The sequence below is a fragment of the Pseudomonas sp. LBUM1660 genome, from assembly GCF_059695935.1.
Map to the genome: position 1 here is coordinate 2,828,620 of NZ_CP166795.1, position 16,636 is coordinate 2,845,255.

At 61.5% G+C, this 16,636-nt stretch carries 14 protein-coding genes and 1 pseudogene; 13 read left to right on the forward strand and 2 right to left on the reverse strand.

The features are described from left to right. Positions 1-112 precede the first annotated feature (112 nt). On the reverse strand, positions 113-2,005 hold the full coding sequence (gene exaA, locus ACA068_RS13380) for a quinoprotein ethanol dehydrogenase (protein WP_497310246.1): 1,893 nt from the start codon (positions 2,003-2,005) through the stop codon (positions 113-115). 254 nt (positions 2,006-2,259) lie between these two features. Between exaA and pedF the strand changes: the two genes are divergently transcribed. The 12 genes from pedF (at position 2,260) to ACA068_RS13440 (ending at position 15,593) form a co-directional block, all read left to right on the forward strand. Continuing rightward, on the forward strand, positions 2,260-2,721 hold the full coding sequence (gene pedF / locus ACA068_RS13385) for a cytochrome c-550 PedF (protein ID WP_497310247.1): 462 nt from the start codon (positions 2,260-2,262) through the stop codon (positions 2,719-2,721). A gap of 3 nt (positions 2,722-2,724) precedes the next feature. After that, positions 2,725-3,603 carry a substrate-binding periplasmic protein gene (locus ACA068_RS13390; protein ID WP_497310248.1) on the forward strand — a complete coding sequence of 293 codons (879 nt, stop codon included), beginning with the start codon at positions 2,725-2,727 and terminating at the stop codon, positions 3,601-3,603. After that, complete coding sequence (locus ACA068_RS13395) at positions 3,600-4,361, forward strand: quinoprotein dehydrogenase-associated SoxYZ-like carrier (protein WP_497310249.1); 762 nt, start codon at positions 3,600-3,602, stop codon at positions 4,359-4,361. Before ACA068_RS13390 ends, ACA068_RS13395 begins: the two co-directional genes overlap by 4 nt. Positions 4,362-4,377: 16 nt before the next feature. Then, complete coding sequence (locus ACA068_RS13400) at positions 4,378-5,316, forward strand: quinoprotein relay system zinc metallohydrolase 1 (RefSeq protein WP_497310250.1); 939 nt, start codon at positions 4,378-4,380, stop codon at positions 5,314-5,316. 273 nt (positions 5,317-5,589) lie between these two features. After that, positions 5,590-7,365, forward strand: a complete 1,776-nt coding sequence (locus tag ACA068_RS13405; RefSeq protein WP_497310251.1) for a PQQ-dependent methanol/ethanol family dehydrogenase — start codon at positions 5,590-5,592, stop codon at positions 7,363-7,365. 252 nt (positions 7,366-7,617) lie between these two features. Continuing rightward, entirely contained in the window at positions 7,618-9,138 is a 1,521-nt protein-coding gene (gene exaC / locus ACA068_RS13410; protein WP_497310252.1) for an acetaldehyde dehydrogenase ExaC, read from the forward strand. 289 nt (positions 9,139-9,427) lie between these two features. Beyond that, positions 9,428-9,499, forward strand: a complete 72-nt coding sequence (gene pqqA / locus ACA068_RS13415) for a pyrroloquinoline quinone precursor peptide PqqA (RefSeq protein ID WP_010455123.1) — start codon at positions 9,428-9,430, stop codon at positions 9,497-9,499. 53 nt (positions 9,500-9,552) lie between these two features. Next, a complete protein-coding gene (gene pqqB, locus ACA068_RS13420; RefSeq protein ID WP_497310253.1) occupies positions 9,553-10,467 on the forward strand; it encodes a pyrroloquinoline quinone biosynthesis protein PqqB in 915 nt (304 codons plus the stop codon). A 139-nt stretch (positions 10,468-10,606) separates the two neighbouring features. After that, positions 10,607-11,359, forward strand: coding sequence for a pyrroloquinoline-quinone synthase PqqC (gene pqqC, locus ACA068_RS13425; protein ID WP_497310254.1), 753 nt, complete (start codon positions 10,607-10,609; stop codon positions 11,357-11,359). Next, positions 11,356-12,489, forward strand: a complete 1,134-nt coding sequence (pqqE, locus tag ACA068_RS13430; RefSeq protein WP_497310255.1) for a pyrroloquinoline quinone biosynthesis protein PqqE — start codon at positions 11,356-11,358, stop codon at positions 12,487-12,489. Before pqqC ends, pqqE begins: the two co-directional genes overlap by 4 nt. A gap of 229 nt (positions 12,490-12,718) precedes the next feature. After that, a complete protein-coding gene (gene ercA / locus ACA068_RS13435; protein ID WP_403098548.1) occupies positions 12,719-13,882 on the forward strand; it encodes an alcohol dehydrogenase-like regulatory protein ErcA in 1,164 nt (387 codons plus the stop codon). Then, positions 13,866-15,593 (forward strand): hybrid sensor histidine kinase/response regulator, encoded by a 1,728-nt coding sequence (locus ACA068_RS13440; protein WP_497310256.1) that lies wholly within the window; start codon positions 13,866-13,868, stop codon positions 15,591-15,593. Before ercA ends, ACA068_RS13440 begins: the two co-directional genes overlap by 17 nt. On the opposite strand, the pseudogene ACA068_RS13445 reads toward ACA068_RS13440, so the two are convergent. Next, positions 15,590-15,700 (reverse strand): annotated as a pseudogene (locus ACA068_RS13445) (aldose 1-epimerase); the annotation flags it as partial. The gene ACA068_RS13440 and the pseudogene ACA068_RS13445 overlap by 4 nt on opposite strands. A 273-nt stretch (positions 15,701-15,973) precedes the next feature. Here ACA068_RS13445 and ACA068_RS13450 point away from each other — a divergent pair. Continuing rightward, positions 15,974-16,594 carry a TetR/AcrR family transcriptional regulator gene (locus tag ACA068_RS13450; RefSeq protein WP_497310257.1) on the forward strand — a complete coding sequence of 207 codons (621 nt, stop codon included), beginning with the start codon at positions 15,974-15,976 and terminating at the stop codon, positions 16,592-16,594. Positions 16,595-16,636: the final 42 nt, after the last annotated feature.

Genomic DNA, 16,636 nt, shown 5'->3' on the forward strand with positions numbered 1-16,636 from the left:
GGGCCGCTTCGCGACCCAACGGGGGTAAACCCCGTCGCCACAAAAGCTCCCTCGCCACAGAAAAGCTTGTTGAGCAACAGAAAACCCCCTGTGACCACAGGGGGCAAGCGAATTACTTCTGCGCAGTCTTGTTGTCCCAACTCGGAATCTTGAACACCCAGAACGACCCGCCCTGAGCCACCGGCTTGGTCAGTTCGGCCATGTCACCGCCCCACAACGGCACCGCGCCGCCATAACCGACAGTCACGCCGACGTACTGCTCGCCATCCTGTTCCCAGGTGATTGGCGGCGAGACGATGCCGCTGCCGGTCTGGAACTTCCATAGTTCCGCGCCGGTTTTCGCGTCGAAAGCCTTGAGGAAACCGTCGCCGGTCCCGGTGAACACCAGGTTGCCTTTGGTCGCCAGCACACCGGCCCACAGGGGCAGCGCTTCCTTGTGTTCCCAGATCACTTTGCCGGTGGTGGGATTCATCGCGCGCAGGGAGCCGACGTGATCGTCGTACATGCGCTTGATGCGAAAACCCATGCCCAGATAGGCCGAGCCTTTTTTGTAGTTGACCTCTTCGGTCCAGTATTCCTCTTTCCATTGGTTGCCCGGGATGTAGAACAGCCCGGTGTCCTGGCTATACGCCATCGGGTTCCAGTTCTTGCCGCCGAGGAAGGGCGGCGACACTTCCACCGACTTGCCCTTGGTCTCGCCCGGCAAAGGTTTGGCCGGACGCTGGCCTGGATTTTCCACCGGTTTGCCGGTCTTGAGGTCGATGTGACTGGCCCAGGTGATGTTGTCGACGAAGGGGAACGCGTTCTGCAATTTGCCGTTGTTGCGATCGACTACGTAGAAGAAACCGTTGCGGTCCGCGTGGCCGGTGGCCTTGATCGTTTTGCCGTCCTTGTCCTTGTAATCGAACAGCACCAGTTCGTTGTTGCCGGAGAAATCCCAGGCATCGTTTGGCGTGTGCTGGTAGAACCATTTCACCTCGCCGGTGCTCGGGTCGACGCCGACCTGGCCGGAGGTGTAGAGGCTATCGTAGTCGTGAGGATTGCCGTCCTTGGCGGTGCGCGCCCAGGTATTCCACGGGCCGGGGTTGCCGGCGCCGACGATGATGGTGTTGGTGTCCGGATCGAAACTGGCGCTCTGCCAAGGGGCACCGCCGCCGTGGCTCCAGGCTTCGAACTTGCCGGTTTCGGTGGTCGGGTCATCCGGCCAAGAGGGTGCCTTGACGTCGCCGGTGGTGGTGCTGTCCTTGCCGTTCAGCCGGCCCATATGGCCTTCGACGAAGGGCCGCATCCAGACTTCTTCACCCGTGTCGGGGTCGCGAGCAAACAGCTGGCCCACTACGCCAAACTCATCGCCGGAGCTGCCGTGAATCAGCAGCACCTTGCCGGTGATCTTGTCTTTGATCAGCACCGGGGCGCCGGTCATGGTGTAGCCGGCGGCGTGGTCGCCGAACTTCTTGTTCCACACCACTTTGCCGGTGTTCTTGTCCAGGGCGACCAGGCGCGCATCGAGGGTGCCGAAGTAGATCTTGTCGCCAAAGATCGCCGCGCCGCGATTGACCACGTCGCAGCACGGACGAATGTTGTCCGGCAGGCGGTGGTTGTAGGTCCACAGGCGCTTGCCGGTCTTGGCATCCAGGGCAAAAACCCGCGAATAGGAACCGGTGACGTAGACCACGCCGTCGCTGACGATGGCTTGGGATTCCTGGCCGCGCTGCTTCTCATCGCCGAACGAATAGGACCAGGCCGGCGTCAGCTTGAACACGTTCTTGTCGTTGACCTGCGCCAACGGGCTCCAGCGCTGAGCGTTGGTGCCCATGCCGTATTGCAGCACGTCCTTGGTGGTCAGGTGATCGTTGGCAATGTCTTCCCACGTCACGTTTCGGGTGGGCGTGGCAGGTGCGGTTGCGGCGTAACTTGCAGTACTCAGGGACAGGCTGCCCACCAGCAGAAAAGCCTGCACGGCGATAGACAGAGGGGAAAGGGCGGGTAACGATCTTATTGTCATGGTTGCAGTTCCCTGTGGAGGTTTTGGCCTGCACAGGGTGGTGCGCCCGGCCGGTTGCCGGATACGGAAAAAGTCCCGCTGTGGCCGGGAAGACTTCCCGAACGGCACCTGATTTGGGTGTGCGTCGCAAGCCCTGCTACCAAGGGATTAGACGGCGGCCACCAAAGCAGCATGGGGATTGTCCGAGGCCGGTACCAAGATAGGTGCCATAGCCTCTTCAACGAGGTTTTGCGTGCAATCTTGAGGGCATAACAATGACAACAAAACGCAACGCCTTGCTCGTTGCCGGACTGCTGGCCGGTTTTATCAGTGCAGGCTCCGTCTGGGCCCATGGCAACGTGGTGCCCCAGGCCATCGAAACCAAGGGGCTGACCCCGATCAAGGACGCCGGCTTGCAGGTGGATGCCGATGGTTGGGCGGCGGTGAACCCGTATCGCAGCTCCCCGGAACACGATAAGGCCGTGGAAATCGGCTCTTCGGCGTACAACCAGAACTGCGCCGCGTGTCATGGCCTGGAAGCCAAGTCCGGCGGCATCGCCCCCGATTTGCGCATGCTCGATGTCGGTGAAGCGGGTGATGAATGGTTCGTCGAACGCGTGCGTAACGGTGCGGTACGAGATGGCCGGGTCTACATGCCGAAGATGGCGGATTACTTGAGCCAGGAAGCGTTATGGGCTGTGCGCACCTACCTGGACACCGTTCACGTCGAGGAGTAATCCATGCGCCTGCTCGCTGTGTTGATCAGCGCCGTGTTGCTGTGCTGCCAGGCCGTGCAGGCGCAGGTCCGTACCTATGACGAAATGATCGCTGCTGGGGAGCTGAAAGTGGCGGTCTACAAGGACTTCGCTCCCTACAGTTTTGAAGATGCCGGCCGGCCTCGCGGGGTTGATGTCGAACTCGCCGAAGCCTTGGCCAAAGCGCTTGGCGTGCGCCTGACGCTGATCTGGGCGCCCGCCGGCGAGAAGCTCGATGACGACCTGCGGGACTACATCTGGCGGGCCAGTCAGCTGCACGATTTGCAGTTGGCCGACCTGATGATGCGCGTGCCCTACGATCGCGATTACGCGCAAAAACGCAACGAACTGGGTGAGCTGGAAAACGGTCATGTGGTGATGTTCGGGCCGTACCAGAACGAACAATGGCAAGTCGCCTATGATCGCCGCCGTCTCGACAAGGTGGGCAGCGTCGCGGTGTTCGAGCACCACCCGATTGGCGTCGAAGTCGACAGCGTGCCGTCGTTCTACCTGACCTCGGTGTTCAACGGCATGCTCGCCGGCAAAACCCACCACTATCCCGGTGTACCCCAAGCCTTCGCGGCGATGAAGGCCGGTGAAGTCGATGCGGTGATGGCCATGCGTGGCGAGATCGACTGGCAAGTGCACGAAGCCCACGATCCGCAAGTGGCGCTGGCGGAAAACGCCTACCCGAACATGGGCAAGCAACTCTGGGAGATCGGCATGGCGGTGCACGAAAGCAACCGGCAACTGGCCTACGCCGTGGAAGAGGCGCTGGAGGGCTTGATCCGCGAGGAGGTGGTCAAGACCATTTATGGTCATTACGGCCTGCGCTATGACGTGCCCGAGATGTACCAACCGTGAACTGGCGAGCGAGTTGCCTGTTGCTCTGCTGGTTGCCCCTGGCGGCGCACGCTGGCGATATCGAACCGGGCAAAGACCCGGTGCCCTCGGTGATGTGGGCCTTCTACCACAAGCAAATACTTGGCAATGCGCCGTTCGTGTTCGATAACCGGGTCAAGCTGCTGGCGCCGCCGTTCGCCGAAGATGCCCGGCAAGTGCCGCTGGAAATCGACGCCCGGGCGTTCAAAGGCGAGGTGGTGAAAATCCTCGCTTGGGCGGAACTCAATCCGCTGCCGAAGATTGTCGATTTCCAACCGATAGACCGCGTGCTGCCGTGGCTGTCGATCCGCATCCGTATCGAGCAAGCCACGCCGTTGCGCGCGGCGGTGCTGACCCGCGATGGGCTCTGGCATGTCGGCTCTACGTTGATCGATGCGGCGGGCGGCGGATGCACCGCGCCCAGCGTCGTGCGCACCGAGCCAGGCTGGGAAGACCACTTCGGCGAAGTATTGGGCGGTCGTTATCCGCGCGGTGAGTTCAGCCGGGTGCGCTTGCAAGTGGCGCACCCGATGGACAACGGCATGGTCAGCGGCATCCCGGAATTTTTCATCAACCATGCCGAGCTGCGCGACGGGAACGATCAGCTGCTGGCCCGACTGGAGCTGTTTCCCGCCGTCAGCGAAAACCCCAACCTGGCCTTCGACATCGAAGGGGCAGGGCAGACGCGTCTGTTGCTGCGTGACAACAGCGGCAATCAATTCGATGCGGCCATACCCTGACCCCAAGGAGCGCGTGATGCGCTGGATGCTGCTGTTGTTCATGAGCCTGAGCCTGCCGGCACTGGCGGACCTCGACTACGTGCTCAAGCCCCGAAAGATCGCCCAAGATACCTGGCTGCTAGAAGGCAGCACCGACAATTTCGCCAAGGCCAACGGCGGCAACATCGTCAATACCGCGTTTATCGTCACTGAACGCGGGGTGGTGGTGATCGACACCGGGCCGTCCAGACGCTATGGCGAAGCGATGCGCAAAGCCATTGCCGCGACCACCGATAAGCCGGTGATTGAGGTACTGCTGACCCATCACCACCCGGACCATGTGCTGGGCAACCAGGCCTTCAGTGATGTGCCGATCGGTGCATTGGCCGGCACCACCGAGCTGTTGCATTGGCAGGGCGACGCCATGGCCGAGAATATGTATCGACTGGTGGGGGACTGGATGCGCGGCACCGAAGTGGTGCTACCGACCCGGACGCTGAACCCCGGCGTATTGAATTTTGGGAATCACGATCTGCGCCTGCTGAGCCTGGGTGGGCACACCGGTGCGGATCTGGCTATTCTCGACCAGAAAACCGGCGTGCTGTTTGCCGGGGACCTGGTGTTTTACCAACGGGCGCTGACCACGCCCAACAGTCCCGGGCTGTCCGTGTGGCTGGCGGACATCGCCACACTTCAAGGCCTGCCGTGGACGCTGATCGTGCCCGGCCATGGACCAGTGGTCAGCGATCCGCAACCGTTCGAGCAAATGCGCGACTATCTTGGCTGGCTCGATCAGATCATGCGCGACGGCGCCTCCAATGGCAGCGACATGAGCGAGATGATCCGCAGTCCCATTCCCGAGCGGTTTGCTGGCATCAGCCTGAGTCGCTATGAGCTGATTCGCAGCGTCAGTCATCTGTATCCGCGCTATGAGCGCGCACAGATGACCCGAGTCGATTCCACCGCCGACAAATGACTCACACAAATCCCTGTGGGAGCGGGCTTGCTCGCGAAGGCGTCGTGTCAGGCAATATTAATATCAACTGATACACCGCCTTCGCGAGCAAGCCCGCTCCCACAGGGGACTGGTGTCGATCACCCAATTCGGTGTTGATCTCCTCCGACCCGGTACTAAGGAACTAGCAATCTCAACACTGCGGGCAATTGTTCCAAAGGCGGCGGCGCCGAAGAATCTGCACCAGACCGGGAAAATTTCCCGGGTATAACAAAAACCGCAGAGGCAGCCGTCATGACCGAACCCGCACGTCGCCAACCCTTCGTCTTGAGCTTACTGCTCAGCGCCATGCTGTTGTCCGCCACCGCGCTGGCCGGCGTCACCGACCAGGACATTCTCCAGGACCCCAAGAACCCGGAGCAGATCGTCACCAACGGTCTGGGCGTCCAGGGTCAGCGCTACAGCCCGCTGGACACCCTCAACGTCGACAACGTGAAGGACTTGCGCCCGGTCTGGGCGTTCTCCTTCGGCGGGGAAAAACAGCGCGGTCAGCAAGCACAGCCGATGATCAAGGACGGCGTGATGTACATGACCGGTTCCTATTCGCGGGTGTTTGCGGTGGATGCGCGCACCGGCAAGAAGCTCTGGCAATACGATGCGCGCCTGCCCGATGACATCCGTCCCTGCTGCGACGTGATCAACCGTGGCGTCGCGCTGTACGGCGACCTGGTGTTCTTCGGCACCCTCGACGCCAAGCTTGTGGCCCTGAACAAGGACACCGGCAAAGTGGTCTGGAGCAAGAAAGTTGCCGACCACAAAGAAGGCTATTCAATCAGCGCCGCGCCGCTGGTGATCAACGGCAAACTGATCACTGGCGTGGCCGGTGGTGAATTCGGCGTGGTCGGCAAGATCGAAGCCTACGACCCGAAAAACGGCGACCTGCTGTGGACCCGACCCACGGTGGAAGGCCACATGGGTTACACCTACAAGGACGGTAAAGCGGTAGAGAACGGCATCTCCGGCGGCGAAGCCGGCAAGACCTGGCCGGGTGACCTGTGGAAAACCGGCGGCGCGGCACCTTGGCTCGGCGGTTACTACGACCCGGAAACCAATCTGCTGCTGTTCGGCACCGGCAACCCGGCACCGTGGAACTCGTACCTGCGTCCTGGCGACAACCTCTACTCATCGTCGCGCCTGGCGCTCAACCCGGACGACGGCACCATCAAGTGGCACTTCCAGAGCACGCCCCACGACGGTTGGGACTATGACGGCGTGAACGAGCTGGTGTCGTTCAACTACACCGAAGGCGGCAAAGAAATCAAAGCCGCTGCGACCGCCGACCGTAACGGTTTCTTCTACGTGCTGGACCGCACCAACGGCAAATTCATTCGCGGCTTCCCGTTCGTGGACAAGATCACCTGGGCCACCGGCCTGGATAAAGAGGGCCGGCCGATCTACAACGAAGCCAGCCGCCCTGGTGCGCCAGGCACCGAAGCCAAAGGCAGTTCGGTGTTCGTTGCCCCGGCGTTCCTCGGCGCGAAAAACTGGATGCCGATGGCCTACAACAAGGACACCGGGCTGTTCTACGTGCCGTCCAACGAGTGGGGCATGGACATCTGGAACGAAGGCATCGCCTACAAGAAAGGCGCGGCGTTCCTCGGTGCCGGGTTCACCATCAAGCCGTTGAATGAAGACTACATCGGCGTGCTGCGCGCCATCGACCCGAAAACCGGCAAGGAAGTCTGGCGCCACAAGAACTTCGCGCCGCTGTGGGGCGGCGTGCTGACCACCAAGGGCAACCTGGTGTTCACTGGTACGCCGGAAGGTTTCCTGCAGGCGTTCAACGCCAAGACCGGCGAGAAAGTCTGGGAATTCCAGACCGGCTCCGGCGTACTCGGCTCGCCTGTGACCTGGGAAATGGACGGCGAACAGTACGTCTCGGTGCTGTCCGGCTGGGGCGGTGCTGTGCCGCTGTGGGGCGGTGAAGTGGCCAAGCGCATCAAGGACTTCAACCAGGGCGGGATGCTCTGGACCTTCAAATTGCCCAAAGACCTCGTCGCCAAGCACTGATTAACCTGAATCCGCCGCATAACCCTGTGGGAGCGGGCTTGCCCGCGATAGCGGTCTGACAGTCGACATCAATGTTGGATGTTCTGGCCTCATCGCTGGCAAGCCAGCTCCCACATGGGGATTTGTGTGAAACCTACTACCAAATAACGAGAATCCCCCTGCCAACGGCGCATTCGTCTGGCACGCGGGGCTCTCTACTATCGGTTCATCGCCTGTTTGCCCGACAGGCATCGACCCAGACAGAGGCCCACCATGATTTACGCACAACCTGGAACACCCGGCGCCGTCGTTTCCTTCAAAGCGCGCTACGGCAATTTCATCGGCGGCGAGTTCGTTGCCCCGGTCAATGGCGAGTACTTCACCAACACCTCGCCGGTCACCGGTGAAGTGATCGCCGAATTCCCTCGCTCCAACGCCGCCGACATCGAAAAAGCCCTCGACGCAGCCCATGCGGCGGCGGATGCCTGGGGCAAGACCTCGGCCCAGGATCGTTCGTTGGTGCTGCTGAAAATCGCCGACCGCATCGAACAGAACCTGGAAATCCTCGCCGTCACCGAAACCTGGGACAACGGCAAGGCCGTGCGCGAAACCCTGAATGCCGACGTTCCACTGGCCGCCGACCACTTCCGTTACTTCGCCGGTTGCATCCGCGCTCAAGAAGGCGGCGCCGCCGAGATCAACGAGCTGACCACCGCCTATCACTTTCACGAGCCGCTGGGCGTGGTCGGGCAGATCATCCCTTGGAACTTCCCGCTGCTGATGGCCGCGTGGAAACTCGCCCCGGCCCTGGCTGCCGGCAACTGCGTGGTGCTCAAACCCGCCGAACAGACACCGTTGTCAATCATGGTCTTCGCCGAGCTGATCGCCGACTTGCTGCCACCCGGCGTGCTGAACATCGTCCAGGGTTTCGGTCGCGAAGCGGGTGAGGCGCTGGCCACCAGCAAGCGCATCGCCAAGATCGCCTTCACCGGTTCCACGCCGATTGGTGCGCACATCATGAAATGTGCGGCCGAGAACATCATTCCAAGTACTGTAGAGCTGGGCGGCAAGTCGCCGAACATCTTCTTCGAAGACATCATGCAAGCCGAGCCGCAGTTCATCGAGAAAGCCGCCGAAGGCCTGGTGCTGGCGTTCTTCAATCAGGGCGAAGTCTGTACCTGTCCATCCCGGGCTCTGGTGCAGGAATCGATCTACGACGACTTCATGAAAGTGGTGATGACGAAGATCGTCAAGATCAAGCGCGGCAACCCGCTGGACACTGAAACCATGGTTGGCGCCCAGGCGTCCGAGCAGCAATACGACAAGATCCTCTCGTACCTGAAAATTGCCCAGGAGGAGGGTGCCGAGCTGCTCACCGGCGGCGCGGCCGAGCGTCTGGAGGGCGACTTGTCCAGCGGTTATTACATCCAGCCGACCCTGCTCAAGGGCCACAACAAAATGCGCGTGTTCCAGGAGGAAATCTTTGGCCCGGTAGTAGGCGTCACCACGTTCAAGGACGAAGCCGAAGCCCTGGCGATTGCCAACGACAGCGAGTTCGGCCTCGGCGCCGGTCTGTGGACCCGCGACATCAACCGCGCCTACCGCATGGGCCGGGCGATCAAGGCCGGTCGTGTGTGGACCAACTGCTACCACCTGTACCCGGCGCATGCGGCGTTCGGTGGCTACAAGAAGTCCGGTGTCGGCCGTGAAAACCACAAGATGATGCTCGACCATTATCAGCAGACCAAAAACCTGCTGGTGAGCTACGACATCAACCCGATGGGGTTCTTCTAGACATACACGGGTACCTGTGGCGAGGGAGCTGGCTCCCGCTCGGCGGCGAAGCCGTCGCAATCCCGGCCCCCCCGGTGTGCCTGATGCACCGGGTTGTCGGGAATGGGGTCGCTCCGCGACCCAGCGGGAGCAAGCTCCCTCGCCACACTGTTTTGTGTAATGCCTACGCCTTCTAACACCCCCTACCAACGCACGCCGCCACCTCGTTCCAAAGTAGCATTCGATCACTTGGCGCCACGTGCATTAATGGCTTTACCGGAATGTCCCGGCACAAGAAGAGGATTGACCCATGTGGAATAAACCCGCGTTTACCGATCTGCGCATTGGTTTTGAAGTGACGATGTATTTCGCCAACCGTTGATTGTCCACCCGGCCAGCCGTCGCGTTGGCCGGGCCTGCCTTCTGGAGCCTCCCATGCACATTCGTGTTCTCGGTTCCGCCGCTGGTGGCGGTTTCCCGCAATGGAACTGCAACTGCCGCCAATGCGCCGGGATGCGCAATGGCAGCCTGCGGGCGCAACGGCGCATGCAGTCGTCGATTGCCCTGAGCGACGACGGTGTGGAGTGGGTGCTGTGCAATGCGTCACCGGACATTCGTGCTCAGCTTGAAAGTTTCCCGGCAATGCAACCGGCCCGCCGCTTGCGCGATACGGCCATCGCCGCGGTCGTCCTGCTGGACAGCCAGATCGACCATTGCACCGGCCTGTTGAGCTTGCGTGAAGGGTGTCCGCATTCGGTCTGGTGCACGGAACGCGTTCATCAAGACCTCAGCAGTGGCTTTCCCTTGTTCACCATGCTTGAGCACTGGAACGGTGGCTTGCAGTGGCAACCGGTCGGGCTGGACCGTGAACCGTTCAGCATTGCGGCCTGCGAGCACCTGCAGTTTCGCGCGATTCCCTTGGTGAGCAACGCGCCGCCGTATTCGCCCAATCGCGGCAATCCGCAACCGGGCGACACCATCGGTTTGTTTATCGAAGACCGGCGCAGCGGCGCCAGCGTGTTCTATGCCCCGGGCCTTGGGCAAATCGACGACGAAGTGCTGAGCTGGATGCAACGCGCCGATTGCCTGCTGCTGGACGGCACCTTGTGGCGCGACGACGAAATGCGCGTGTGCGAAGTCGGCCATAGCCTGGGCAGTGAAATGGGGCATCTGCCGCAAAGCGGTGCTGGCGGGATGCTTGAAGTGCTGGAGGGGTTTACACGCCAGCGCAAAGTGCTGATCCACATTAACAACACCAATCCGATCCTCGATGAAGACTCGGCTGAGCGGGCGTTATTGGAGCGGCGGGGGATTGAAGTGGCTTTTGATGGGATGAGTCTTGTGCTGTAGCTCATGGCCTCTTCGCGGGCAAGCCTCGTTCCTACAGGTTTTGTGGCGTGCGCCACTTCTGCGGTCGGCGAAACCTTGTAGGAGCGAGGCTTGCCCGCGAAGGCGTCAGCCGTAACACCGCGAAATCCGGAGAACCGCAATGACTGACCAACCAATGTCCACAGCCGAATTCGAACAAGCCCTGCGCACCAAAGGCGCCTATTACCACATCCACCACCCGTTCCACCAAGCCATGTACGCCGGCCGCGCTACCCGCGAGCAGATTCAGGGCTGGGTCGCCAATCGCTTCTACTACCAGGTGAACATCCCGCTCAAGGATGCCGCCATCCTCGCCAACTGCCCGGAGCGCGACGTGCGCCGTGAATGGCTGCAACGCATCCTCGACCACGACGGCGTCCCCGGCAGCGAAGGTGGCATCGAAGCCTGGCTGCGGCTGGGTGAAGCGGTGGGGTTGGACCGTGAGCAAATCCTCTCCCAGGAACTGGTGCTGCCCGGCGTGCGCTTCGCCGTGGACGCCTACGTCAATTTCGCCCGTCGCGCCTGTTGGCAGGAAGCGGCCAGCAGTTCGCTCACCGAACTGTTCGCGCCGCAGATCCACCAGTCCCGTCTCGACGCGTGGCCCACGCATTACCCGTGGATCGACCCGGCCGGTTACGACTATTTCCGCACGCGCCTGAGCCAGGCGCGGCGCGATGTCGAGCATGGTTTGCGCATCACCCTGGCGCACTACGTCACTGTCGAAGGTCAGCAACGTATGCTGGAGATTCTGCAGTTCAAGCTCGACGTGCTGTGGAGCATGCTCGACGCAATGAGCATGGCCTACGAGTTGGGCCGTGCGCCGTATCACACCGTCACCGCCGAGAACGTCTGGCACAGGGGGATCGCGTTGTGAACCAGATCGTGACACATCCCGGTCCGCCGCTCTGGCTGTTGGCCGAGCTGACCTATCGCTGCCCGTTGCAATGCCCGTATTGCTCCAACCCGCTGGATTTCGCCCAGCAAGGCGAGGAATTGAGCACCGAAGAATGGATTCGGGTGTTCCGCGAAGCCCGGGAGATGGGCGCGGCGCAACTTGGCTTTTCCGGGGGTGAGCCGTTGGTGCGTCAGGACCTGGCCGAGCTGATCAAAGCGGCGCGGGATATGGGTTACTACACCAACCTGATCACCTCGGGCATCGGCCTGACCGAGCAGAAAGTCCGCGACTTCAAGGTCGCCGGGCTGGACCACATCCAGATCAGCTTTCAGGCGGCCGACGAGCAGGTCAACAACATGCTCGCCGGTTCGCGCAAGGCCTTTGCCCAGAAGCTGGCCATGGCCCGGGCGGTGAAAGCCCAGGGTTACCCGATGGTGCTGAATTTCGTCACCCACCGGCACAACATCGACCAGATCGCGCAGATCATCGACCTGTGCCTGGAGCTGGAAGCGGATTTCGTCGAACTGGCCACGTGTCAGTTCTACGGCTGGGCCGAGCTCAACCGCGTCGGCCTGCTGCCGACCCGCGAGCAATTGCAGCGTGCCGAGCGCATTACCAACGAATATCGCGAGCGGCTTGAGGCGCAGGGCCATCCCTGCAAGCTGATTTTCGTCACCCCGGACTACTACGAAGAGCGCCCCAAGACCTGCATGAACGGCTGGGCCAACCTGTTTCTCGACATCACCCCGGACGGCACGGCGTTGCCCTGTCACAGCGCCCGCCAGTTACCGGTGGAGTTCCCCAACGTGCGCGAGCACAGCGTCTCGCACATCTGGACCGAATCCTTCGGCTTCAATCGCTTTCGTGGTGATGACTGGATGAAAGAGCCGTGCCGCTCCTGCGATGAAAAGCACAAGGACCTGGGCGGCTGCCGCTGCCAGGCGTTCATGCTGACCGGCGATGCCGAAAACGCCGACCCGGTGTGCAGCAAGTCCGCGCACCACGGGGTGATCCTCAAGGCCCGCGACGAAGCGGACGCGCCGGGGCAGGGCATGGAACACCTGACATTGCGTAACGAGAAGGCTTCGCGGCTGATCTATCGCGGCTGAATCAAGGACGACACACATCCCCCGTAGGAGTGAGCCTGCTCGCGAAGAGGCCTGCACATTCAACATCTACATTGCCTGACCCACCGCTTTCGCGAGCAGGCTCACTCCTACAAGGGATCTGCGGTGGACACAAAATCCCCGGGCAAACGCTACCCATTGGTCTGATTGCATTCGCGGCGGGATGGGTTAGTGTGGTTCTACCTTCAAAACAATAAAAACAGGCTTTCCAATGAGCCAGAGTCTCAGCCAGCTGCGTAAATTCGTTTCGCCTGAAATCATCTTCGGTGCCGGTTGCCGGCACAACGTCGGCAACTGCGCCAAGACCTTTGGTGCGCGCAAGGTGCTGGTGGTCAGCGACCCCGGTGTGATTGCCGCCGGTTGGGTGGCCGATGTTGAAGCCAGCCTGCAAGCCCAGGGCATCGATTACTTTCTCTATAGCGACGTGTCGCCCAACCCTCGGGTCGAGGAGGTCATGCTCGGCGCCGAGTTGTACAAGGAAAACCACTGCGATGTGATCGTCGCGGTCGGTGGTGGCAGTCCGATGGATTGCGGCAAAGGCATCGGCATCGTCGTCGCCCACGGGCGCAACATCCTTGAGTTCGAAGGCGTCGATACCATCCGCGTGCCCAGCCCGCCGCTGATCCTGATACCGACCACCGCCGGCACCTCGGCCGATGTCTCGCAATTCGTGATCATTTCCAACCAGCAAGAACGCATGAAATTCTCCATCGTGAGCAAAGCCGTGGTGCCAGACGTGTCGTTGATCGACCCGGAAACCACCCTGAGCATGGACCCGTTCCTGTCGGCCTGTACCGGCATCGATGCGCTGGTGCATGCCATCGAAGCGTTCGTTTCCACCGGTCACGGGCCGCTGACCGACCCGCACGCCCTGGAAGCGATGCGCCTGATCAACGGCAACCTGGTGCAGATGATCGCCAACCCGACGGACATTGCCCTGCGCGAGAAAATCATGCTCGGCAGCATGCAGGCCGGGCTGGCGTTCTCCAACGCGATTCTGGGCGCGGTGCACGCGATGTCCCACAGCCTCGGTGGCTTCCTCGATTTGCCCCACGGCTTGTGCAACGCGGTGCTGGTCGAACACGTGGTGGCGTTCAACTACAGTTCAGCGCCGGATCGCTTCAAGGTGATCGCCGAGACCTTCGGCATCGATTGCCGTGGCCTCAATCACCGGCAGATCTGCGGGCGTCTGGTCGAACACCTGATCGCCCTGAAACACGCGATCGGCTTCCATGAAACCCTGGGTTTGCACGGGGTCAGCATGGCGGACATTCCGTTCCTGTCGCAACACGCCATGCACGACCCGTGCATCCTCACCAACCCGCGCGAATCCAGCCAGCGTGATGTCGAGGTCGTCTATGGCGAAGCCCTCTGACGAGCAGCAACGCGCGCTCGCCGGGCTACTGGGATTAGGCCGCCACTCGGCGCGCAAGAGCCATTACCCGGAACTCGCCGCACGGCTGGACGAGTTGGAAGCCGAGCGCAATCGCTATAAATGGCTGTTCGAAAACGCCGTGCACGGGATCTTCCAGGCCAGCCTCATGGAAGGCATGCGCGCCGCCAACCCGGCCCTGGCGCGGATGCTTGGCTATCAGGACCCGCAAGAGGTGCTGTTTTCACTGGCGGACCTGGCGAGCAACCTGTTTGTCGGCGGTGCCCGGGAGTTGGAGAACATCGGCGAGATCCTCCGGCATCAGGGCAGCCTGCACGGTTATGAAACCCAGTTGCGGCGCAAGGACGGCAGTAGCCTCGATGTGCTGATGAACCTGCTGCTCAAGCCCGATCAGGAAGGGCTGGTGGAGGGCTTCGTCGCCGATATCACCGAACGCAAACTAGCCCAGCAGCGCCTGCTACAACTCAATGACGAACTGGAGCAGCGGGTCACCGCGCGCACCGACGAATTGCTGGAAGCCAATCGCAACCTGCAACAGCAGATCACCCAGCGTAAACAGATCGCAGAAGCTTTGCGCGACGCCCGGGATGCCGCCGAAGCCGCCAATCGCAGCAAGGACAAATACCTCGCTGCTGCCAGCCATGACTTGCTGCAGCCACTCAACGCCGCCCGTTTGCTGATATCGACGTTGCGCGAGCGCAAATTGCCGGATGTCGAGCAGGTGTTGGTGGAGCGCACGCACCAGGCCCTGGAAGGCGCGGAAGATTTGCTCACCGACTTGCTGGACATTTCCCGGCTCGACCAGGCCGCCGTCAAGCCAGACGTCGCGTTGTACCGCCTCGACGAATTGCTCGCGCCGCTGGTCTCGGAATTCCAGTCGGTGGCCGAGGCTGCCGGGTTGAACCTGCGGGTTCACATGGGCGACTACGCCATTCATACCGACTTGCGCTTGATGACACGCATCCTGCGTAACTTTCTCAGCAATGCCTGCCGTTATACCGATGAGGGCAGCATTCTGCTGGGGGCCAGACGGCGCGGCGACATGCTGCGCCTGGAAGTGTGGGACACCGGGCGCGGGATCGCGGCGGACCGGCTGGACTCGATCTTCCTCGAATTCAACCAGCTGGATGTCGGGCGCGCCGCCGACCGCAAGGGCGTGGGGCTCGGGCTGGCGATTGTCGAGCGTATCGCCCAGATCCTCGGCTATAAAATCGGAGTTTTCTCGCGGCCGGGACGCGGTTCGATGTTCAGCATCGACGTGCCGATTTCCCATGAGATTCCGTTGCCGATCAGCCTGGCAGCGCCGCTGCCGGGCACCGGCAATCCGTTGCCGGGCCGGCGCCTGCTGGTGCTGGACAACGAAGTGAGCATTCTTGAAAGCATGAACGCGCTGCTCGGGCAGTGGGGCTGCGAGGTGGTCATTGCCACGGATGAGCACTCAGCGCTGGCGGCTTTGCAGGGACGGGCGCCGGAACTGATTCTGGCCGACTACCACCTCGATCACGGGGTGGTGGGGAGTGATGTGGTGCGGCATTTGCGCGAGCATTTCAGCCAGACGATTCCAGCGGTGATTATCACCGCCGACCGCACCGACCAATGTCGGCGCTCGTTGCAGCGACTTGGCGCGCCGCTGCTGAATAAACCGGTAAAGCCCGGCAAGTTGCGTGCGGTGCTGAGTCAGATGTTGGGCTAGTCAAGTTTGCGGTAGTGCAGGCTGAAACCCAGTTCGGCAGATTGACCTTGCTCCAGCAGGCGCAACCCCGGCCGGCCGGGTATGTGGTGTGCGTTCACCGGGTTTGATGCAGAAAAAAACCAGGCCACTGTGCTGTCAGCAGCCGGGGTCCGGTCTTTCAAATGGGCGTGGGCAAACACCGAGGATGCGGTGAGCAGCGAGCCGAGCAGGGCGGCGGTGGTCAGCGCTTTCTTGAGCAGCATCGTAAATACCTCGGAGGCAGGTCGAAAGGCGCGTCAGTTTACTTGCGAGCACCTGGGTGTACGAAGTTTCCGTTTCCCTTGTCGCCGCGTGGTAGAGCGGATGCTAGTCTTGGCCAACGCTGTTGTCAGGGAGCCCTCATGGGCAATCACAAGATCGAGATTCGTCGCAGTAACGTCGAGAAAATTCTGCTGGGGGCCGAAAAGGTCTTCGCCGAAAAAGGCTTCGGCGGCACCGCCATGGCCGACATTGCCGCGCAAGTGCAACTGCCGCGCTCTAATCTGCATTACTACTTCAGCACCAAGACCGAACTGTACAGCGCAGTGCTGTTCGATCTGCTGGAAGTCTGGAAGCAGGACGCGTTGTGCTTCGAGCTGTTCGACGATCCGCGCGTGGTGCTCAGCAGCTACATCCGCGCCAAGATGAACCACTCCCGCAGCCGGCCTTATGGGTCGAAAGTCTGGGCCAATGAAATCATCCACGGCGCCCCCACCCTGGGCGTGGCGCTGGACGAGAGCCTGTACGACTGGGCCAAGATGAAAGAAGCGAAAATCCGCCAGTGGGTGGACGACAAACGGATCCTGCCGGTGGAGCCTTCAAGCCTGCTGTACATGATCTGGGCGTCGACCCAGCATTACGCGGACTTTGATCATCAGGTGAATATCCTCAATGACCATCAGCCGCTGTCGGACATGCAGTTCGAGCGGGCGGTGCAGACGGTGACGAGTGTGATATTGCGGGGGATCGGGTTGGAGCCTTGAGGTTTGCGGTGCAGCTGACGGCCTCTTCGCGGGCAAGCCTCG